This is a genomic window from Microcystis sp. 49638_E5 (assembly GCF_021300285.1).
In the GTDB taxonomy this organism is placed as follows: Bacteria; Cyanobacteriota; Cyanobacteriia; order Cyanobacteriales; family Microcystaceae; genus Microcystis; species Microcystis aeruginosa_C.
Genome location: NZ_JAJTDH010000010.1, coordinates 12,299 through 33,100 on the forward strand (window position 1 = coordinate 12,299; position 20,802 = coordinate 33,100).

Annotated in this window: 23 protein-coding genes and 3 pseudogenes; 11 read left to right on the top strand and 15 right to left on the bottom strand. The window is 42.3% G+C overall.

Annotated elements, in window-relative coordinates; genetic code table 11:
- Positions 1-65 precede the first annotated feature (65 nt).
- Positions 66-332, top strand: coding sequence for a hypothetical protein (locus LW728_RS03705; RefSeq protein WP_002763196.1), 267 nt, complete (start codon positions 66-68; stop codon positions 330-332).
- On the opposite strand, the gene LW728_RS03710 is transcribed toward LW728_RS03705, so the two are convergent.
- Complete coding sequence (locus tag LW728_RS03710) at positions 329-1,993, bottom strand: transglutaminase domain-containing protein (protein WP_002803780.1); 1,665 nt, start codon at positions 1,991-1,993, stop codon at positions 329-331. The two genes, LW728_RS03705 and LW728_RS03710, sit on opposite strands and share 4 nt — an antisense overlap.
- 112 nt (positions 1,994-2,105) lie before the next feature.
- Here LW728_RS03710 and cofG point away from each other — a divergent pair, with 112 nt between their 5' ends.
- Together cofG and LW728_RS03720 are read left to right on the top strand one after the other, a co-directional pair.
- Positions 2,106-2,993: a 7,8-didemethyl-8-hydroxy-5-deazariboflavin synthase subunit CofG gene (gene cofG, locus LW728_RS03715; protein WP_287765243.1), complete on the top strand. Its 888-nt coding sequence runs from the start codon at positions 2,106-2,108 to the stop codon at positions 2,991-2,993.
- Positions 2,994-3,377: 384 nt separating this feature from the next.
- Positions 3,378-4,691 (top strand): cytosine deaminase, encoded by a 1,314-nt coding sequence (locus tag LW728_RS03720; protein WP_287765245.1) that lies wholly within the window; start codon positions 3,378-3,380, stop codon positions 4,689-4,691.
- Here the strand turns inward: LW728_RS03720 and LW728_RS03725 are convergent.
- Positions 4,668-5,009, bottom strand: a complete 342-nt coding sequence (locus tag LW728_RS03725; RefSeq protein WP_287765247.1) for a DUF952 domain-containing protein — start codon at positions 5,007-5,009, stop codon at positions 4,668-4,670. The genes LW728_RS03720 and LW728_RS03725 overlap by 24 nt on opposite strands.
- Before the next feature lie 235 nt (positions 5,010-5,244).
- Between LW728_RS03725 and LW728_RS03730 the strand changes: the two genes are divergently transcribed.
- Entirely contained in the window at positions 5,245-6,240 is a 996-nt protein-coding gene (locus LW728_RS03730) for an L-lactate dehydrogenase (protein ID WP_002773766.1), read from the top strand.
- 496 nt (positions 6,241-6,736) lie between these two features.
- A complete protein-coding gene (locus LW728_RS03735; RefSeq protein ID WP_008197125.1) occupies positions 6,737-7,519 on the top strand; it encodes a pentapeptide repeat-containing protein in 783 nt (260 codons plus the stop codon).
- Between the two features lie 217 nt (positions 7,520-7,736).
- Here the strand turns inward: LW728_RS03735 and LW728_RS03740 are convergent, their stop codons facing one another.
- The 4 genes from LW728_RS03740 to LW728_RS03755 form a co-directional block, all read right to left on the bottom strand.
- Complete coding sequence (locus tag LW728_RS03740; RefSeq protein WP_253845438.1) at positions 7,737-7,949, bottom strand: type II toxin-antitoxin system RelE/ParE family toxin; 213 nt, start codon at positions 7,947-7,949, stop codon at positions 7,737-7,739.
- Between the two features lie 64 nt (positions 7,950-8,013).
- Positions 8,014-8,268: a hypothetical protein gene (locus tag LW728_RS03745; protein ID WP_002755102.1), complete on the bottom strand. Its 255-nt coding sequence runs from the start codon at positions 8,266-8,268 to the stop codon at positions 8,014-8,016.
- A 157-nt stretch (positions 8,269-8,425) separates the two neighbouring features.
- Complete coding sequence (locus tag LW728_RS03750) at positions 8,426-8,839, bottom strand: pepsin/retropepsin-like aspartic protease family protein (RefSeq protein ID WP_287765251.1); 414 nt, start codon at positions 8,837-8,839, stop codon at positions 8,426-8,428.
- On the bottom strand, positions 8,832-9,053 hold the full coding sequence (locus LW728_RS03755) for a hypothetical protein (protein WP_002755098.1): 222 nt from the start codon (positions 9,051-9,053) through the stop codon (positions 8,832-8,834). The genes LW728_RS03750 and LW728_RS03755 overlap by 8 nt, the downstream gene beginning before the upstream one ends.
- A gap of 377 nt (positions 9,054-9,430) precedes the next feature.
- Between LW728_RS03755 and LW728_RS03760 the strand changes: the two genes are divergently transcribed.
- Both LW728_RS03760 and LW728_RS03765 read left to right on the top strand, forming a co-directional pair.
- On the top strand, positions 9,431-9,724 hold the full coding sequence (locus LW728_RS03760) for a DUF433 domain-containing protein (RefSeq protein WP_002794978.1): 294 nt from the start codon (positions 9,431-9,433) through the stop codon (positions 9,722-9,724).
- A 20-nt stretch (positions 9,725-9,744) separates the two neighbouring features.
- Entirely contained in the window at positions 9,745-10,065 is a 321-nt protein-coding gene (locus LW728_RS03765) for a DUF5615 family PIN-like protein (RefSeq protein WP_287765253.1), read from the top strand.
- 262 nt (positions 10,066-10,327) lie between these two features.
- Here the strand turns inward: LW728_RS03765 and LW728_RS03770 are convergent, their stop codons facing one another.
- From LW728_RS03770 to LW728_RS03785, 4 genes and pseudogenes are all read right to left on the bottom strand, one after another.
- On the bottom strand, positions 10,328-11,596 hold the full coding sequence (locus tag LW728_RS03770; RefSeq protein WP_287765256.1) for a glycosyltransferase: 1,269 nt from the start codon (positions 11,594-11,596) through the stop codon (positions 10,328-10,330).
- Positions 11,596-13,338, bottom strand: coding sequence for an ABC transporter substrate-binding protein (locus LW728_RS03775; protein ID WP_287765259.1), 1,743 nt, complete (start codon positions 13,336-13,338; stop codon positions 11,596-11,598). Before LW728_RS03775 ends, LW728_RS03770 begins: the two co-directional genes overlap by 1 nt.
- Positions 13,339-13,536: 198 nt before the next feature.
- Positions 13,537-14,676, bottom strand: coding sequence for a citrate synthase (locus LW728_RS03780; protein ID WP_287668350.1), 1,140 nt, complete (start codon positions 14,674-14,676; stop codon positions 13,537-13,539).
- A gap of 289 nt (positions 14,677-14,965) precedes the next feature.
- Positions 14,966-15,516 (bottom strand): annotated as a pseudogene (locus tag LW728_RS03785) (Uma2 family endonuclease).
- Positions 15,517-15,919: 403 nt separating this feature from the next.
- On the opposite strand from LW728_RS03785, the gene LW728_RS03790 reads away from it, so the two are divergent.
- Together LW728_RS03790 and LW728_RS03795 are read left to right on the top strand one after the other, a co-directional pair.
- Complete coding sequence (locus LW728_RS03790; RefSeq protein WP_287765261.1) at positions 15,920-16,180, top strand: hypothetical protein; 261 nt, start codon at positions 15,920-15,922, stop codon at positions 16,178-16,180.
- Positions 16,181-16,407: 227 nt separating this feature from the next.
- Positions 16,408-16,659: a PEP-CTERM sorting domain-containing protein gene (locus LW728_RS03795; protein ID WP_287765264.1), complete on the top strand. Its 252-nt coding sequence runs from the start codon at positions 16,408-16,410 to the stop codon at positions 16,657-16,659.
- A gap of 45 nt (positions 16,660-16,704) precedes the next feature.
- Here the strand turns inward: LW728_RS03795 and LW728_RS03800 are convergent, their stop codons facing one another.
- The 3 genes and pseudogenes from LW728_RS03800 to LW728_RS03810 form a co-directional block, all read right to left on the bottom strand.
- On the bottom strand, positions 16,705-17,121 hold the full coding sequence (locus LW728_RS03800) for a type II toxin-antitoxin system VapC family toxin (RefSeq protein ID WP_002771490.1): 417 nt from the start codon (positions 17,119-17,121) through the stop codon (positions 16,705-16,707).
- Entirely contained in the window at positions 17,118-17,555 is a 438-nt protein-coding gene (locus LW728_RS03805; protein WP_002771492.1) for a hypothetical protein, read from the bottom strand. The genes LW728_RS03800 and LW728_RS03805 overlap by 4 nt, the downstream gene beginning before the upstream one ends.
- Positions 17,556-17,620: 65 nt before the next feature.
- Positions 17,621-17,909 (bottom strand): annotated as a pseudogene (locus LW728_RS03810) (Uma2 family endonuclease); the annotation flags it as partial.
- 382 nt (positions 17,910-18,291) lie between these two features.
- Between LW728_RS03810 and LW728_RS03815 the strand changes: the two are divergent.
- Both LW728_RS03815 and sixA read left to right on the top strand, forming a co-directional pair.
- Positions 18,292-19,515 carry a DHH family phosphoesterase gene (locus tag LW728_RS03815; RefSeq protein WP_287765266.1) on the top strand — a complete coding sequence of 408 codons (1,224 nt, stop codon included), beginning with the start codon at positions 18,292-18,294 and terminating at the stop codon, positions 19,513-19,515.
- Positions 19,516-19,567: 52 nt separating this feature from the next.
- Positions 19,568-20,062 carry a phosphohistidine phosphatase SixA gene (sixA, locus tag LW728_RS03820; RefSeq protein ID WP_287726690.1) on the top strand — a complete coding sequence of 165 codons (495 nt, stop codon included), beginning with the start codon at positions 19,568-19,570 and terminating at the stop codon, positions 20,060-20,062.
- Positions 20,063-20,067: 5 nt separating this feature from the next.
- On the opposite strand, the pseudogene LW728_RS03825 reads toward sixA, so the two are convergent.
- Both LW728_RS03825 and LW728_RS03830 read right to left on the bottom strand, forming a co-directional pair.
- A pseudogene (locus LW728_RS03825) lies at positions 20,068-20,154 on the bottom strand (IS5/IS1182 family transposase); the annotation flags it as partial.
- A 190-nt stretch (positions 20,155-20,344) separates the two neighbouring features.
- Complete coding sequence (locus LW728_RS03830; protein WP_287726691.1) at positions 20,345-20,800, bottom strand: N-6 DNA methylase; 456 nt, start codon at positions 20,798-20,800, stop codon at positions 20,345-20,347.
- Between the last annotated feature and the right edge of the window lie 2 nt (positions 20,801-20,802).

The following is a 20,802-nucleotide window of genomic DNA, read 5'->3' on the forward strand; positions in this document are numbered from 1 at the left end:
GATCGCTTGCCAGGAACTAATTTTCAGCGATAATCTAAAGTCAGAGTCCATCGGGAGATAAGATCATGAACTTTCGTCTAGTTCTATTTTCAGGCCTTGTTACCGCTTTAGTCGGGGCAGGTATCGGTTATGGCATTAGCCGCATTGAACGCAATCCCAGCCAAGTCAACTATAAAAATCCCTATAACTATCAAATCATCTATGGACGTTATTTTGCCGGTGCCGGGGCAGCCTTGGGCTTCTGTGTGGGCGCGGGTTTGCAAATGGTCAAAGAACTCAAAGAAGAAAGAGATAGAGAAATGGGCATCCTAGATGATGGCTCAGAATTCTAGTCTTTTGGGGCTAATTCCTCAAGAATGACGAATTGAACGTGATTAATCGCTAAATCGCCGATGGGAACTTGGGTTTTTAACACCGGTTGTCCTTCACTGAGCATTCGTTCAAAGGGGATATCTTTGGCAATTTCCGTGTGATACCAAGCTAAACCCATAAAGAAACGATTGGGATAGGGACCGCCTTCAAAAATATCATCGGGATTGGACTCCATGGGAACCCAACCGATAGAGGGCAGATAAAATTCCATCCAGACGTGATTGTAATCCGGTTCGAGGGGTAAATTACGTTCGAGGGGATGGGGTGGGCATTTATAACGTCCTACTGTGCGACAGGCAATACCATTGAGACGACACAAAGCCAATAATAAACCCACATATTCGCCACAGGAACCCACTCCGCGCCGCAGGGCAATATCGGGGGTGTCGATGTTGGGTTTGATGCCGTAGGAAAGCTGATCATAGACGTAGTTACGAATACTATAAACTTTTCTGAGGAGATTGGTTTCCCGACCGATCGCTTCTTCGGCAGCATTGAGGATAATTTCTGTATTCATGGCCAGATCATCATTATCGATCAAATAGCGATCGGGAAAATCGGCGGGTAAGGGGGGTAAATCTTCGCAATCTTGGGGAGTAATTTGGTATTTAATTCCCCATACTTCTAAGACTACTTTCCACCCAAAAATATGACGTTGTTTGCCGGTTATTTGCTCGAACTTAAATACTGCCACCCGCTGCCCGTCTTGAATTTCTTCAATAAAAGGCAATCCCACCGCTTCGACGCTGCGAATTTTTTGCCGTGGTGTTTCTAAGGGTAAAGCGATGCGCCATTCCACATCTTTTAGTTCGATATTATATAGAGGTTCCAATTCCTCGACGTAGGATAATTCAATCAGATAACCGTTAGAAAGGGCGTATTTTTTAGCGGGATCGTAGTGAAAATATAGAGGATGGACAAAAGTACGCGGACGATAACTAAGTTCGTAAACCTGTTCGGAATTGGGATTATCGCGGATAAAGGGTTCCTGGAAAGCATAGGCCACATATAGGATATCCTTGCCACTGTTCGCATCGCGATAAAATGCTAATCCCGTCGGCGATTCAAAAGGAGTTATCATGCTAAAAAGCTGTTCTCCCGTGGCGCGATCAAGACAGTAAACCGTTTGTTCTAGGGTATCCGTTAACCAAAGTTCTTCCCCGCGAATGGTGATATTTTCGATGCCGATACCAGGCGCGTACAAACGAGTAATTTCCTGTCCCGATTGGCGATCAAATATAAAGATTTGTCCAGAACGTTGACAAGTGACATAAATTGTGTTACCAGTTACGGCGACTCCGTTAGCGGTGTAGGGAAGACGGGTAAAAAATTTCGGGGTAAAATCTTCGAGAGTGCAGCAGTAGAGATTTTCGCGGGTAGTAAACCAGAGGTGATTTTGATCATCGATTGCCAATCCCGTCGTCCCGACGAATTCTTGCCAGCGATGGGAATTAAGTACGCTTGTATGACCATTATCGAGGGCAATTTGGTATAAATAGCCGTTTTTTGCGTCGATAGCGATTAATTTGTTATCTTGAAATACAATTCCGTGCAGGGCTGTGGCGCTAATCGGGCGAATCGTTTGACGATGGGAGGGAAGACTGGCAGGATCGAAAATCATAGGAGGAAACGAAAAGGGAGGGTGTTTTTAAGTGAATAAAACAGCAATTCTCCCCACGATAGCAAATTTTCTCGCCCTTGAATGCTCGTAATGAACTGCAATCCCGAAAAAAATGTCAAGAATTGTCACCTATAGTCCCTCTCATACCCTTGTACCTACCTACGAGTGTTTCAATCGTTGCAGTTATTGTAATTTTCGCAGGGATTTAGGCACTGATGGCTGGTTAAGTTTAGACAAGGCAAAAGAGATTTTAACTGCTTTGCAGGGTTCGGAAATTACGGAAATTTTAATTCTTAGCGGGGAAGTTCATCCTTTAGCAGCCAATCGAGAGTTATGGTTTCGGCATATTTATAATTTAGCAGCATTGGCTTTAAATATGGGTTTTTATCCCCATACCAATGCAGGTATTTTAACTTTTGCCGAGATGGAAAAACTGAAAAATGTCAATCTATCTATGGGTATAATGTTAGAACAAATGACAGTGACTTTATTAAATACTGTCCATCGTCATGCCCCTAGTAAAGTGCCATCCCTGCGCTTAGAGCAGTTACAATGGGCGGGAGAATTAGGAATTCCTTTTACCACGGGGTTATTATTAGGAATTGGTGAAACAGAATGCGATCGCTTAGTAACCTTAGAAACTATTGCCGCTCTTCATCAACGTTGGGGACATATTCAAGAAGTGATCCTACAACCCTATAATCCGGGTAAAAGAGAACAGTGGCAAAATAATCCTTTTGATCTGCAAAAATTACCCGATCTGGTTAGACAAGCTAGGGAAATTTTGCCCCCAGATATTGTCATTCAAATTCCCCCGAATCTAGTACCCGATCCTCTTTTTCTCTTGGATTGTTTAGCGGCAGGAGCGCGGGATTTAGGCGGTATTGGCATTATCGATGAAGTTAATCCCGATTACCTCCATTTACACCCCGATAAATTAAAGGAATTTTTAGCAGTTTATGGCTGGGAATTAAAGCCACGCCTACCGGTTTATCAGTAAACATTAATCAGGGAAAAGATAGCACTGTTAATGCCATTGAACACTCCTTACTTAATACCCCTTAATTGATTATTATTCATTCTTAATTCTCCTAACGACCGACGACCGAGGCTGCATCTCATTTTTGTACATCTACCAATTGGGATTTTTACGGGGAAACTCTCGGCTAAGATTGGGCATTACTTCCGAATTTTATCACTCAATCCAAGCTTTTGGGGGGTTCTACCCCCCAAACCCCCCGTTGGGGGCGTGGCGCCGCCCCCAAACCCCCCGCGCATTAGTTTTTCGGTGGGATGCTTACACGCAGCTGCTGTGCAAATGTGAGATGCACCGACGACCGACTCCTAACCCTAACAACAATTTTTGATTTTTACCCGAGGTCTTATGATTCCCTCAAGCGAGCGCTACTGGCTCAAAAATGCTCATATTCCCGTTTCCCTGCTAGAAAATGAGAGTTTCTCTCCCCAAAACGCCGAGGGATTAACCTTAGTTAATCTGGAAATTAATGACGGTAACATTAATCGCATTACCTCAACAATCCCCCCCGAAGATAATATTCCCGTTATTGACCTCAAAAAAAAGATTGTTTTTCCTTGCTTTGTCGATATGCACACCCATCTCGATAAAGGTCATAGTTGGCATCGCTGTCCTAACCGTGATGGCACTTTTGACAGTGCCTTAAAAATGGCCCTAGAGGATTCCCGACGGGAGTGGCGCTTAGAGGATGTGTATCGTCGCATGGAATTCGGCGTTAAATGCAGTTATACCCACGGAACCGCCGCTATTCGCACCCATATCGACTCTTTTGGTCAACAGGCACAGATTAGCTTAACCGCTTTGGCAGAATTGCAACGACAATGGGCCGGTAAAATCACCCTGCAAGCGGTTTCTCTAGTTTCCCTTGACTACTATCAAACCTCCGAGGGAGCGGCCCTAGCCGATAAAATTGCCGAATTTGGGGGCATATTAGGGGGAGTAGCCTACACAAATCCAGATTTACAGGCACAAATTGATATTACCTTCAAATTAGCCCAAGAAAGGGGTTTAAATCTCGATTTTCATCTGGATGAAAACGGCGATTCCGATTCTACCTGTTTAGCAGCGATCGCGCGTACTGCTATCAAAGAGCAATTTGACGGACAAATCATCTGTGGTCACTGTTGCAGTTTAGCGGTACAATCGCCTGAAATAATCCAAGAAACCCTAAATTTAGTCAAAAATGCGGGCATTGCTATCGTTAGCTTGCCGATGTGCAATCTCTACCTACAGGATCGTCAAGAGGAAAAAACCCCTTTTTGGCGCGGGACAACTAAGATAAAAGAGATGAAAAAAGCGGGAATTCCGGTTGCTTTTGCCAGCGATAACTGTCGCGATCCCTTTTATGGTTTTGGGGATCACGATGGTTTAGAAGTCTTTACCCAAGCGGTGCGGATTGCCCATCTCGACACACCCTACGCTGACTGGGTAAATAGTGTCACCCTCACCCCAGCAAATCTGCTCGGATTGCCCCATTTAGGGCGCATTAAGACGGGTCTAGAGGCAAATTTGTTAATTTTCAAGGCTCGCTACTTTAGCGAGCTATTATCGCGACCACAGTGGGATCGCCTTGTGATTCGGCGCGGGTTGAGCATCGATACTACTCTCCCCGATTACCAAGAGTTAGATGATTTAGTTCTAGGAATTGAGCAACTCCTGTAAGGGTTTGACAAAAACCACCGATTCTAGGTTGATAGCACCGTAAATATGGGGAAAGGTCTCTTTTTCTAGCTCTGAAGTGGCATTTTCTGGGTTAGGATGTTGGGGCTGCTCCCATTTGACCGGGGACTGCAATTGTTCGAGAGAAATGGCTAAAACCAGCAAATCTGGCTGATTTTGATAAAAAGCGGCCACAACTTTCGGAATTTGTTCTAAGGTGGAGCAATGGATAAATCCCTCATTTTTTAGGGAATACGCCCGATATTCCCCCATTTCACGAGCTATTTGCCAACCTCTTTCTGTGGTGATGTGATAGATCATCGGTTCGCCTCCTACTGTCACTTTATCCCTAATTTTAGGATATAGCCTGAAGCTGTCAGCAGCCCTCAATTCTCTTAAACTAGAGGTCAGGGAATAAAGACAAGAAATTTGTCCGACCAATTACCAGAAAAAAATTGCCGATAACGGCCTCAAAATCTCTTGATAGTCTCTTTTTACCTGATATTAACCATTTCCCCTTAAAATGAGCTTACCGAGGCAATAACTGCAAAAATCTATGCTAGATAAAATATTTACTCCCAATCCCTACGCTGAAAAACCCGCTCCTCTGCGTCCTCGCAAGGGGGTGATTATCGGTGTTGGTCAGGTGGGGATGGCCTGCGCTTACTCGATGTTAATTCAAGACTGTTTTGATGAATTAATTCTGCAAGATATCGCCACGGATAAAGTCGAAGGGGAAGTGATGGATTTAAGGCACGGAATGCCTTTTATTGAACCCACAGACTTGAAAATGGGAACCGTGGCCGATGTGGGACAAAATGCCGATGTGGTGATTATTACTGCCGGGGCTGCCCAAAAAGAGGGAGAAACCAGATTACATCTCCTTGAGCGAAATGTGGCGATTTTTCGCCGTATTCTGGAGGATGTGGCTGTTTACTGCCCCAGTGCTTTGATTTTGGTGGTGAGTAATCCCGTCGATATCATGACCTATGTTACCCTTAAAATCACCCATTTTCCGCCTTCTAGGGTGATTGGTTCGGGTACGGTGCTAGATTCTGCCCGTTTACGCTCTCTTTTATCCACCCAACTCCATGTAGATGCGCGTAACGTCCACGCTTATATTATCGGTGAACACGGGGATAGTGAGCTTGCTGTGTGGAGTTCGGCCAATATCGGAGGAGCAAGGTTACTCGAAGGAGATTGGCAGGATTTAAGCGCAACCGACCAAGAAAGCTTAACAGAAATTTTTCTTCAGGTTAAAAACGCCGCCTATGAAATTATCAAACGCAAGGGTTATACTAGCTATGCGATCGGTTTAGCTACCACGGATATCGTTAAAGCGATTTTACGTTCCCAAGAAAGAATTCTCACTATTAGCACTCTCCTCGATGGTCAATACGGTCTCAAAGATGTGTGTTTAAGTATTCCCTCGGTGGTTAACGAGAAAGGAGTGATAAAAACTCTGAATCTTGCTCTCAGTCCCAGAGAAACGGAACAGTTACATAATTCGGCCAAAATCATGCGCGATTTAATCGATCAACTCAAAATTTAACTTAGGGTTGGCTGAATAAATCTAAAAACCTTGTTGGCTAAGATTTTTAGATTTTTTTGCCCTGAAAAAGTGCCGAACATAAGAGCGATCGAGGGGAAAATTTAGGCACTTTTTCCCCGAAAATTAGGTAATTGTGGGGTGGACTGAAGAATTAGTGCTAGACTTCCCGAAAAGTCTATTTTATTTCAGCTTGTTGTTAGGAATCTACTTAAAAGAGGTTGTTTAATCTGGCTAATACGCTTTTGGTTATGATACGCGGAAAAGTTCGCTGCGATGGTGCTAAAATGGGGTGATATGCTGAAAGTTTCCAATTATCTTTACTCTCAGGAGTGTTATGGAGAAAGTTTTTGTATAATCGATATTTGGCCTGCTCACCCTTTGGTGATGCCAGTTCAGTCCACTTCTGAATAGGTATTGGAATTGATTTGAATTAACTTTTGTAGCAGTCGAGGTTCTAAGCTTTCATGGGGCAATCTTCAAGCAATCGGGAGTTTTGATGGCTAAAGCGCAAATGATTGATCATCTTAAGAAGACGTGTCAGAAGACCTTGAAGCTGTTAGAACAGTTAGGACCAATATCAAATCTAGCTGTTTTAATTGCCGCTATTACTTATCTCACTTACGGGGAGCAAAAACAGCGTAACTCCGACGTTACTCAAGCGTGGACAGTTATTACTGCCGCTTACGAGCAAAAAGGTAGCGGAGGACGAATTCAAGCCCTTGAGTTATTAAATGCCTCTCCAGGCATTCCAGGACGGCACAGATTCCCTTGGTTCTGGTTGACATGGAACCCGGAGAGTTTACAAGGCTTAGAAGCTCCGAACGCTTTTTTGCAAAATATTCAATTGCCTAATGCAGATCTCTGGCAAGCAAATCTCAAAAATGCCAACTTACGAGGGGCAAATCTTCAAAACTCTAGTTTGGAGGGAGCGAATCTTCAAAAATCTATCCTAGCAGCAGCGCATCTTCAAGGTTCTAGGTTACGTATTGCTAATCTTGCAGGAGCTGATTTGTTTAGAGCAAACTTGAGAGGTGCAAACTTGAGGGGAGCAAACCTCCATAGTGCTGGCTTGGTTGAAGCCAATCTTCAATCTTCTGACTTAGCCGGAGCAAAACTTCAAATGGCAACACTATACAGAGCTAATCTGCAAGATGCGAAATACACTGATGCAAGCACTTCACCCAAGTTGTGTGAAAGCTTATCCTTGAGTTACCCTTGCTCCACTGGTTTTCCAGAAGGATTTAATCCTGAATCAAGAGGTATGGTTAAAATAAATTGAATTGCGATCGCCGCCCTGGTAGTTAATGAAATCTAACACACCTCTTTTTTCTCTAGTCAAACTATTTTTGACTAATCTCGAATGCTAAGTCTTATCTGTAAAAACAAACATCAAAGGCAAGAAAGAAGTTCATCTGTCCTAACGTTTGCAGAAAAGGGTTTTGACCTGTTAAAAGCCTTATTTTAAAAGGGTTTTACCATTATTCAGCAAACCCTATTTAGGTTCTAGTTCTTGCTTTTCCAAGTAATTTATCAATAACATTTTTCAGTTTGGTCATATCTTTTTCCCGTTTTTGCAGTCGTTTAATATCTTTCTTAAAGCGATTTTCAAAAATGGTTAATAACAGTAAATTCCTAGCTGCTGATATAGCTCTGGTAGGGTGCGTTAATGAAATGTAACGCACCTCTTTTTTCTCTAGCCGTAGTACCATGCTCATTCATTGAAGCAAGTGATTGTAAGCTAACGGGGTTTTTTGATTTTTGAAAAGGCGATCGTTAGTTACCGTCCTGACTTAAAAAATAGCCAACTGCACGCTGAAGCTGTTCCATCCCTTGTTGCAGTTGGTCAATACGAGCCTTAGATTCCTCCATTTGTTGAGCAGTAGCTTCCACAAACCGATCAATACGCCGATTCGTTGCCTCACTGATTGCTGCTAATCTGTCAATATTGCTTTCTATTCGCTCTATTCGCTGCTGACTTGCCTCTAGACTGGCTTCAATACGGTCTAACCGAGAACTTTGCCACCACATTTAGTTAACACCTTGAAAATAAGCGATTATTGTCCTCAGTTTAGCAAATCTTTAGACAAATTAATCTCTTTTCATAGGGCGATCGCTTGAGGTGAAACTGCGATCGCCGCTCTGGTTGTTAATGAAATCTAACACACCTCTTTTTTCTCCAGTCAAACTATTTTTGACTAATCTCGAATGCTAAGTCGTATCTGTAAAAACAGACATCAAAGGCAAGAAAGAAGTTCATCTGTCCTAGTATTAGCGGCGCATATTTATCTTGTGTCCAAGCAAAGGCTAAATCTACGGCGGGGAATTGCTCAACAGTAGCTTTAACAACCAATGCACGAGCTTCAAATCTAGCTAAATTACCTCCTAATGGCAGAGATAGCCTTTGGTTTTCCCAGACTGCACCTAAAGCTAAACCCATTTCATAGGGCAACACATTAACACTAGAGCCAGTATCCAAGAGACCCGAAACATTCAAGGATTGACTTTGATAAGTTAATGTCAATGGTAAATAAGGAAGCGCACTTAATGCACCAAGACTAGGATCTACCTCAGTGAAAGCAAATCTTACCTTATTAGCCATGAGTCAATTCTTGTTTCTCTTTTAATGCTTGAGCAAGAATGGCGGCAGCCTCAAAAGAGTCATGTAAACCTTGTCTAGGGAGATCATCTTCAATAGACATCGGTACAATACCAGAATCCTTGAGCAACTCGGCTACAAGAAAGTTAAGTAATAAGAGCTTATCGGAGTAAGACAATTGCTTTAGCAGGGGCGCAAATTGAGTAGTTGTCAGCATGGATTCAAGAAAGTTACGGATTTTGACTTTCTGCACTTTGTCTGAGTATAACACCACCTTTGCGCTAATCCCTGCCCCAAAAGCAGGCTAACTTTGCCGTTGGACAGAAATCCCAGAAATGTTCAATCTAATCTTTATGGTTCTTCGGTTTGTGTCAGTGCGATGCCGAAGGCACTGCGTAGCAGTACGCCGCTCTGGTAGTTAATGAAATGTAACGCACCTCTTTTTTCTCTAGTCAAACTATTAGAGCCAGTCTTAGGTTAAGTTGCCGAAAAAACATCTAGCCGACGATGCCTCTAGCGACTAGATGCCATGATCAAGTCATGTCTGTCCCTGACTAAAATAGAATTAGCGATTTCCCTAAGAGACCTAATTCCATGACGATTATCACTCTTTCACGTTATGTAACCAGAAACAATGAGATTTTAGGTGGAGAGCCAATTATTGAAGGCACTCGCACATCTATTCGCGCAATCGTAGGTCTGTGGCGATTAGGTGTGATGCCAGAGGAAATTCCAACTCATTTACCTCATTTGACCTTAGCACAAGTGTTCGATGCCTTGAGTTTTTATTTGGATCATCAAGCAGAAATTAACGAGTACATTGAACGTAACCAAGTCCCCGATGAGTTGGTGCATCCTTCTGTAAAGGCAGCTTTGGGTAAGCTATGAGCATATTTGCTTCGCTTTACATGGACGAAGATGTGTCGGCGTTAGTTGCAACACTTCTGCGTTCTCGTGGTTTAGATGTCACCACTGTTCCTGAGCAGTCAACTTTGGGCAAAACTGACAGCGAACAATTAGAATTTGCAGCTTCTTTAGGTAGATGTCTTGTCACCCACAACCGAGTTGATTTTGAACGATTGCATCTTCAATTCATAGAGGAAGGCAGAGAACATTGTGGAATTATTGTTGTCCCTCAGAAAACTGCCTACGAGGTCGTGCAACGGGTTGGTGTTTTAGTCAACACGTTGACTGTTGATAGTATTAATAATCAGTTACTATACGCATGATTTCTCCGCAAACTTACACTCTAAGCACAAGCCAGCTAACACGATGAAGCGGCGATGTTCTAGTTCATTCATCACCGCTGACCATTGCTGTTAGACAGAAATCCCAGAAATGTTCAATCTAATCTTTATGGTTCTTCGGTTTGTGTTAGGCCATGGACGGGTTATAAAGGGCGATTTTTGTCAATTGTTTTCGATAACGTTTTTAAAACCCGACACCCGACACCCTGTCCGCAGGAAAAACTTTTTTAGCAGACCCTGGTTATTATACCGATAGGACGGGTTGGCCAGTAGAAATGGCTTTTTCGACGATATCGGCGGCCATTTTCACTCCTCCAGTCTTCTGTAGTGCTTTTTGCATTCTCAGGGCATTTTCTCGGTAACTGGGGAAGGATAAGACCTTTTCAATCGCCTTTCGTAAACGGGGAGCTTCTAGACGGGAAATCGGAATCACTTCCCCTGTACCCGACCATTTTATCCGAGCAGATACCCCCGGTTGGTCGTTAGCGATGGGAATGGCCACCATCGGTACAGCTTGCGCTAGGGATTCTAGGGTAGTATTTAAGCCTGCGGGGGTGATAGTAAGAGAGGCTCTGGTTAAAAGCTCTAATTGGGGAGCGTAGGGAACAACTAGGGCGTTTTTGGTGGTTATTTGAATGTTAGAGTCGGTATTGCCCAAGGATAAAACTAATTGTACCGGCAAATCGGCACAGGCTTCGGCGATCGCATTAAAGGTCGATTGTAGGCGAGTTTGAATTGTACCGAGGGAAGCATAAATCAAGGGTTGTCCGGTTAATTTTTCGTAGGGAAAGGGAATCGTTTTTCTGGTGGAGGAATCGTGAAAGGGACCCGTAAAGTGAAAGTGAGCGGGTAAATTTGACCGAGGAAACTCGAATTCGGCAGGTTGTTGGCTAATTTGGGCGATGGGTGAATAGCGTTGATTGATGTTTTGATAGGGAATTAACCCCCATTCTTGACGTTGCCGGTTGATTAACTCATTCAGGGGACGAGTCAGAGAGTCAAGGAGTTTATAGCCAAGTTTATTGCGAATAACCCCGATAAATGAGGGATTATAGTCCCAACTGGTCATAAAGGGCGGAATAAGCGGATCGCGATTTAAAACCAATGCCGAACAAAAACTGATAAAGGGAATAGCCAATTTTTCTGCGATTGTACCCCCTGAGGCGGAGACTTGATCGACAATTAGGGCATCAATTCCCAAGCGACGCATCTCTTGGGGGATAGTTTCAAAGAGGGTCGCTGTAGAATCAGTTACTAATTCTACCGTGCGTCGGACGGCGGCTGTTCCCCGTAATTGACCAATTTCGGCTAAATTTTTGGCTGATGTGCCTTTCGGATATTTGTCGGGTGCAATTGCCTGAAAATCTAAGCCAGCTGCTTGCACCATTTCTTCACCATCAAGAGTTAGAAAACAGGTAACTTTATGACCGCGTTTTTGTAATTCTTTTCCTAAAGGTAGGAGAGAATAAATATGTCCAGAAGTTGTAGGACAGAGGAAACCAAAATGAGTCATTAAACACCTCCACAGGTTTTCTTTAATTCTTCTAGATTCCAGAATGCTCCACCCAAGGCGGAGAATTGTATTCCTTCAAAGCAGTTACGCACAGCCCCCAAAGCGAGGGGATTAACTAGATAAATAAACGGGACGTATTCCTGTTGAAGTTTTTGAATTTCATTATAGATAACTTTGCGCTTCTCAAAGTCTAATTCTTGGGAACCTTTGACGTATAAATCGGCGATTTTTTTCTCCCAATCCGCCGCTTGCCAGCCTTGAATCGGAGGGCTGCCGGGTTGAGGTTGTTGGTTAAAAGCGTGGAGATTTCCATCTACATACCAAATATTGGGGGCGTGGGGTTCATTATCGCCGGTAAAACCTAAAATATGTGCTTCCCAATCTAGACTATTACTTAGTTTATCAACTAAATTGCTAAAAGCGATCGCTTGAAAATCCACTTGAATTCCTATTGCGGCTAAATCATTTTTAATTTGTGCGCCAATTGCTTCCCGGATTTTGTTACCCGCGTTAGTAATTAGGTTAAATCTAACGGGATTATTATCAGCATCGACTAGCAGATTATCACTATTATACTTAAATCCCGCCTCTAATAATAATTCTTTGGCTTTTTCGGGATTGTAATCGTAACCTTTCAGGGTTTTATCGTAAAAAGGAGATTGGATAGAAAGAAAAGAATTTTGTTCTTGTCCTAACCCTCGATAGATATCATCAATCATTCTTTGACGATTAATGCCGTAGGCAATAGCTTGACGGAAATTTAAGTTATTAAACCACCTGGATTTAATTGGCTCTACTAGGGGTTTTCCGTCGCGTTTGCCTTGATTGAGATTAAAACCGATAAATTGGGTTCCGTAGGCAGGTCCCCCATTAAAAATAGTGAAATTTCCTCTTTCTTCTTCAGTTTTTAAGAGGGAGAAAAATTCGGGAGTTACCCCAATAGAATCTAAACTTCCCGAACGAAATTGTAGTAAAGTTGTATCCTGAGATTCAACAATTGCCCAAATTACTGAAGTTATATGAGGTAATTGTTGTCCCTGGGCATCTTTTTTCCAATAGTAAGAATTATTCTCAAAAATAATCCTTTGTCCCGTTATATATTCTTTTAGTTTATAAGCACCATTAAAAACAATTTTATCGGGAGGAGTATCTAACCCCCAAGTGGAGAGAAATTCTAACCTACCATCGGGGCTTTTTTTCTGAATAGTTTTTTCTAAAGCGTGTTTAGGTAAAATCGGTGAACTGACAGCATCTAAAAAAGGAGCAAAAGGTTCGGGGAGTTTAAATTCGATTCTGCGATTATCTAGTTTAGTGATAACTGGAAATTCTTTTTTTAATCCTATTCTTAAACTATCGCGGTAGTTGTTGGGAATATCAGGATTTAGATATAAATCTTTATAGGTAAAAACCACATCATCAACGGTTAAGGGTTGACCATCTGACCATTTTAAACCCTCTCTCATAGTAAAAATAATGTTCAAATTATCATCGGAAATTGTCCAAGATTCTGCTAAGACCGGTTCTTTTTTGCCAGTAATGGGATTTTCTGTTAATAGTCCTTCGTAGGTTAAACCAAAAATATTCGGGGATTCGGCCGATAAAACAGCATTAAAGGTTTTTGGGTCACTTAATACCGATATGACCACTTGATTGCGTCTAACTTGATTACCACAAGCAGTTAGGGAAATCAGCAATAAACAAGAAATTAAAAATACCGTTAATCCCCGCCAAAATTTCACCATAATCTTTAATATTTTTCTGTCCGACTATTTAGAAGTAAAGACCTTGTCTTGCTATATACACCGAAACTGACCAAGCTGAAAGCCGATGGACTGTTTCCTTGCCCCATCAATATAACAGGAAATGAGACAAAAAATCTCGCCTAGGTGAGATTGACAAAGGCGAGAAACCGTGTTTCCATTAAGAATGGGAGATAAAATCTAAGAACGTTGTTCGATCGGTGTATAGGGGACATCGTGTTGTCCGGTGTAGATTTGGGTAGGACGGAAAATGCGGTTAGCATTTAATTGTTCTTTCCAGTGGGCCAACCAACCGGCCACCCGGGAGATGGCAAAAATCGGGGTAAATAAATCATTAGGGATGCCTAATTTCCGATAGACCAATCCCGAATAGAAATCCACATTAGGATAGATACCTTTTTCGCCGTAGATATCCACCACTGCTTGTTCTAATTCTAGGGCGATATCGTAGTATTCATCGGAACCCAATTCTGCGAATAATTGTTCGGCAAGGTTTTGTAAAATCGTCGCTCGGGGATCCTTAACTTTATATACCCGGTGTCCAAAACCCATAACTTTTTGTTTATTGGCGATACATTTTTCCACATAGGGACGAACATTAGCCACCGAACCGATTTCCTCTAACATTAACAATACTTCCTCGTTTGCCCCACCGTGGAGGGGGCCAGCGAGAGTTCCCACTGCTGAAGCGATGACACCGTAGGGGTCGGTTAAAGTGGAAGCCGTCACCATGGCCGAAAAAGTCGAGGCATTCATGGTATGTTCGGCGTGGAGAGTCAAACAGACATCGAAAACTTTCGCCGCTAAATCCGTCGGTCGTCTTTCCGTCAACATATAGAGGAAATTGGCCGCATAATCAAGGCTATCATTGGGCTGAATGGGATGATTACCTTTGCGAATTAATTGAAACGCCGCCACCATGGTGGGGATTTTCGCTAATAGCCGCACTACTGCCTGACGGATATATTCGGGATTATCCAAAGCCCGACGGGCATAGTATAACCCCAAAGCCGCCGCCGAAGTTTGTAGCGCATCCATGGGATGGCCTTTTTCGGGGAAGCATTTCATCATGTCTTCGATACGGTACTTGATGCGTCGATGATAACGGATTTCATCGGCAAATTCTTCCAGTTCCGCCCCCGTGGGCAGAACACCCCAGATAAGGAGATAGGCGGTTTCGAGGAAGGTACTTTTTTCGGCGAGTTCCTCAATCCGAATGCCCCGATACTCTAAGATTCCCTTTTGCCCATCCACAAAGCTGATACTCGATTGGGCGGCGGGAATTCCTTCTAAACCTGGCCGATATTCACAAACTGTCATAGTTCTACCTTTCCGTGGCGAAGATTAAGCCCTAACGCTAACTTACTTGATCTTTCCACCCTTACCGAAAATTTTATAGAAAATTTTCGGTTCTGCCTCTCCCGTTCAGGATTGGGGAGAATTGGGCGGAAATTACCCCTATTTAGCGTTCGCTTCGTCGATTTAGTCAACCCTGCCCTAGCGCATTTTTTCTGGGCTTACCGTTCCGACTCTAGCTAGTGGACTTGATATTTATCTACTTTCATTGTATCGAGACTATCTCGATCGACTTCATCAATCGATAATTTTTTTAAATTTCTTCGGGATTAATATTTAATTCCCGCAGTTTTGCCGCTAACCTTTCGGCCCGTTGTCGTTCCGTTTCGGCCCGTTGTCGTTCCGTTTCGGCCCGTTGTCGTTCTTCGTTGTAACTGGTGAAAGGTTGACCATCGGGATAATACAAAACTAACTCTGGTTCGGCTAATTGAAAACGAATGCCCAAGCGAGGACTTACCCAATTATCGAGATTTTCCAGACTTTCGAGCCGATTTTCCCGACGAATACAGCCACCCAAATCATTTTTATCGGGATTATAAATGTAGTATTCTTCCACACCATAACGGTCATAAAACAGTAGTTTTCTGGTCATTTCACATCAGGCGCTTGTCGAGTCTTATTATCTCCCTCCACGGGATACCAGAGTAAATCACCAGCGACAAAAACATCGGCATTATTGGCAAATAACCAGTCTAAATTCGCTTTAATCGTCGTAATCCAGCGAAATTGTCTTGTATTGTCGGCCATGGGTTTACCATCGCTATCGGGATAGACTATCTGAGTTGGATTCGGTGATGTAACCATAGGTTCACCCCAGTTGTTTCTTTAAGGCTAACAGCAAAAACTATTCCCCGATCATTAACTATCCCGCTTTCGTCTTGACTACCCGATCACCTATCGCTAGAGCTTGCCAAAACCCTACTATCTTATCATAGTTCAGTTCGAGCGAGCAGATTTTTTAATTAGTTTTACTGATGATTAAAAAAAAAAAATAAACGGGACTTATAATTATTCGCCTCTACAATCTAAGCATCAGCCCTAACCAGTGCTAAATTTTCTGACATCCAAGCCTGATTAATGGTTTTGGTGTCTCTAGGTGTATTTTTCTCCAGTATTCACCTATTTATCAACTCTATCTAACTCGAACTAAGTTTCGGGCAGATATTCACTATCGACTCTGTACCATCATTTTCACACGAGGTAGATCATGGCTATCATCTATGTCAAAACGGGCGCGACAGGTAAGGGACTTGGGAATAGTGCTTTTGGCAGTTTAGCGGTCGCCATTACCACTATTTCGACTTTTTCCACCTTATTTAGTCCAATGATCGCTCAAGCTGCCAATATCACATTTAATTTTGAAGGAGTTGTTGATCTTTCCAATATTGGTGGTTTAAATAATACTCCGCTAAAAGGTATGTTATTCTTTGATTCTACTTTACCAATGGCTCTGGCAACGAAACTATAAGCATAGAACGTTCTAGTTATGGTCCCTTCTCCTTATCTTTCTCTGTAGGAGGAAATCCTTTTAGTATCACCACTACTTCAGCTGATGTTTACGGGATTACTATTGACAATAATCGCTTTGGAGTAGATAACTATATAGTCTTGGTTTTTGACAATTTAGGATTTGGAAATTTGTTGGGTCGCACTGTCCGAGATTTTCGATTTATCTTAACAGATGTTTCCGCCTCAATGTTTACCGATACCTCACTCCCTCTATTCACTAACTTTTTCAGTTCAGTTGATTCTAATTTTGGATCTTTAGGTTATACACCTATTTCAGGAGAACCTTCTTTGAGTTTGTTGAATATTACTTTGTTATCGACTAATACAGTGTCATCTCCCTCTGTTCCAGAACCTTCTACAATTCTAGGAATAGTAACACTCGGATTAGGTGCAGTGCTGTCTAAAAAGCGCAATCAAGACGACAATAATGATGATTAATGAGTTCTTGAAGGGACGTAAGTTATGAGGTTTACTTTCCCTGAATCAATAATGCCAATTTTCTACTTTAAGTCCCTGAAATTCTCTATAATCTGAGACATTATTAGTGACTAAAATAAGTTGATTAACACAGGCAACTGCCGCAATTTGACCATCAGCAAAAGGCGGTGTTTTGCCCAATTTAACAAGACGGGATCTTTCTTGTGCGTGCCAGGTGGAGGCGTTATGATCATAAGATAATAAAGGTAATATTAATTCAGTCTCTTGGAGATATTCCTCAATATTTCTTCGTTTTTTTGAGTCAGGAAGACGATAACATCCAAATAGAAGCTCATGCCAAACAACTGTCGCTGTAGCGATTTCTTGCTGATGTTCAAGTAATTTTTCCATAACCTTTGTATTCGGTTGAGGTCGTAAAGGCTCTGATAAGATATTACTATCGAGTAAAAAACGTAAACTCACCAAATTACCTCGCTTCCTGATGATAAATCACGCACTCCCTCTAAAAGTTCTTCTGATTCAATACCATCTTGTTCTAGATTATGTTCTTGGCGAAATTTTTGAATAAATTCTCCAAAACCCAACTGTGTTTGACCGATATTTGGATTATTATTAAGTCGCTCAATTTTTTTTACATTCTTAGCTAAATCTTCCTCTGTCTGCTCTAGATAAACTGGATAGCCTTGGTCACTTTCTTCAGATTCAGTAGCTAACTCAGGAGAACTTTTAAATAAACCTGTTAACGAATCATATTCATTTTTATCTTGATTATTTTTAGGAGTTTTGCTAAGTATAAAAACCTCAACAACTTCACCCACATTTAATTCAGGGGTGGCAATTTCAATTTTATTACCAGGTAAAACCTGAGTGCTTATATGTAAAGTATCTCGTGTCATTTTTTAACAACTAAATAAGGTAAGGGATTTGACTTCTAGTATAAACCGCCATCATGAAAACAATATTCGAGCCGATTTTCCCGACGAATACAGCCACCCAAATCATTTTTATCGGGATTATAAATGTAGTATTCTTCCACACCATAACGGTCATAAAACAGTAGTTTTCTGGTCATTTCACCAGAGTAAATCACCGGCGACAAAAACATCGGCATTATTGGCAAATAACCAGTCTAAATTCGCTTTAATCGTCGTAATCCAGCGAAATTGTCTTGTATTATCGGTCATCGGTTTCCCGTCGCTATCGGGATAGACGATTGCGGTTTTCGGGCTGTCGTCGAGTTGTCTAACCATTGCTTAACCCTAGAGTTTCGTCTTTGCTTCCTTAATAGTATAACTTTACTATAAAAAATCGGAGCAAATATTTAGGGACGGTGGTGATTCTAAATCCTGTTTAAAAAGTATGGGAGAGTGGGAAGTGGGGAAGTGGGGAAGTCCAGTTATATCATTTTTCTCAAGTAATGGCAGCGATGGTTAATTGCCCTCACTCCTAACCGCTCTCCCAGAACAAACAGGAGAGGTCTTTCGATAGACTAGAGTTATGGCCCCAGAGTAAGGAGCTAGGGGCGAGAAAAGCTTAATAATTGAGATGAACCGATCGAGCGAGAATATCGTCTAGAATTAATTAACTCAAAAAATCCTGACTGAATCTACCTTTAAGCGAACTTTTCTAAAAATGATGGCTGAATTACTGAGTCTAGTTCCTGCCAAGTCCCTCGAAACCGATGTAGTGGTAGGGGAAGCGTCGGCAGTATGTCCCCTTCCTCCAGTCACGGTTAGTAATGATACCCTACTTATTTCCCTGATCGATCGCCTGCGACGTACTTTGGAAAATCATCGTGGCGAAAATCAAATTGTGGTGATGCAGGATTTCCCGGATCCCGATGCTCTTTCTAGTGCCTGGGCCTATCAAATTATCGCCGAACAGTACGATATTCACTGCGATATAGTCTATGCGGGTACTCTCTCCCATCAGGAAAATGTCGCTTTGGTAAAACTAACGGGTTTACCGGCTAAACGTTGGGGAGTCCATACCCTCAAGGATAGAGATCTTTCGGTTTATCAGGGTTGTGTTTTTGTCGATGGTCAGGGAACCAATAGTCAGTTAACCACTCTGGTTAAACAGGCAAAAATTCCCATTATTGCCGTGATTGATCATCATACTCGCCAAGGGGAGCTAGAGGCGGAATTTGTCGATATTCGTCCCCAAATCCGGGCAACAGCGACGATATTAACCCAATATATCCAAAAAGGGTTACTGAATTTTAATAGTAGCGATACCGTCCATGTTAAGTGTGCCACAGCTTTGATGCACGGATTGCGATCGGATACGAATAATTTAATGCAAGCGCAAGAGTGTGAATTTATTGCTGCTGGTTATCTCAGTCGTTTCTACGATGCTCAATTATTAAACGCTGTCCTGCAATCGGCCAGATCCCGACGGGTGATGGATGTGATCGAACGGGCCTTAAAAAACCGTATTATTAAAAATAATTATTCGATCGCCGGGGTCGGTTATTTGCGTTATGATGACCGAGATGCGATTCCCCAGGCTGCCGATTTTTTGGTGACAGAAGAAAATGTTCACACGGCTTTAGTTTATGGTATCGTTCACGATGAAGATGAGGATATCGAGTTAGTCATCGGTTCTATGCGTACCAGTAAAATTACCCTAGATCCCGATGAATTTCTCAAGGAAGCTTTCGGACAGGATAACCAAGGTCGCTTTTTTGGTGGTGGTCGTTATATGGCCGGAGGTTTTGAAATTCCTATCGGTTTTCTCGGTGGTTTTAATAATAATGCCGAATACGCAAAACTTAAGTGGGAACTGTATGACACCCAAATTAAACAGAAACTTTCCCATCTAGTTAACCCTGATGAAAAGGTAATTCGCACCTAGCTATTAGATCTCAGCTATTTATTATCATCGCCAAGACCGACCCGACACTGATATGAAACTTTATTTTGTGCGTCATGGATTAGCAGGACAATCGGGGGATTATCTCAACGATAGGGAACGTCCTTTAACCGAGGAAGGTAGGGCCAAAACTGCTAAAGTTGCCCAAAGATTAGGACAGTTGGGGGTGAAATTTGACCTAATTCTGACTTCTCCCCTGGTGCGTGCGGTGCAAACCGCCGAAATTTTGCAAAAAGCGGGTTTAAGCCGTAAAATTGAGCAATTTAATCCCCTATCACCCAACGGCAATATTCAAGATTGGGTGCAATGGTGGCAAAAGTCGGACTATCAGCGAGAGGAAAACGCGCTCGCACTGGTGGGCCACGAACCGGATTTAGGCTATTGGACGGAAATGCTAGTTTGGGGCAAGTTTCAAGGAAAATTATCGGTCAAAAAAGCGGGAATAATTGGTCTAGAGGTTCCCAATCAACAAAATCCCCTAGGCAAGTGTGAGTTATTCTGGTTGACAGCCCCGAAATTACTCCTCTAGGAATTAAATAAACTAAAATCATGACCGCTGCCTTTCCCACAAAAGACACAGATAATTTCCCCGGTATTTTGAGCAGCTACTAATTGGGATTTTCAAGTATGATAAGTAGTCGTGCAAAATTAATTTCCTAGTGAAGATAGGCAAAAGGCAAAAGGCAGGAGGCAAGAGGTGGTTAGATATGTGTAATTAATTTTGCTTAGGTACTTACCATCAAAAAATTATGCAAGAGTTCTACTAAATTAGGTTATACTTCACCTTGAGGATAAGGGCTGTAAGTGACTTTCACCGCTCCCACTTTCTCAGCACTGATAGAGTTAGAGCAACTTCTTTACCTTTCTCCTCAATAAAATCTAGCAATTCCTTGGCGGTGCTTTTATCTTCATCTACTTTGGTGTTAAGATTGACAGCTTTGAGGTCAAAGTTTTTGGCTTCGATTTCTTCACGGGTGACTGTCCAACTTCTCTCACTATCTTCTCGGTTGGGTAATAGTTCTAGAAACTCCTGAAAGTGATTCATCATCAGGGGTTTGCGCTTGGTAACTTTGACATCGGACAGGTCATAATACCAGATTTTTTCAGTGGGTTTGCCTTTAGTAAAAAAGAGGATGTTAGCTTTAACACCCCCACCGGCAGCCACAAAAGTCCCTGCGGGCAAACTAACGATACACCAGAGGTTACAGTCGTTTAATAGTTTTCGTTTGCTCTGGACAAAGGCATTTTCATTGGTGCGAAATAACACCC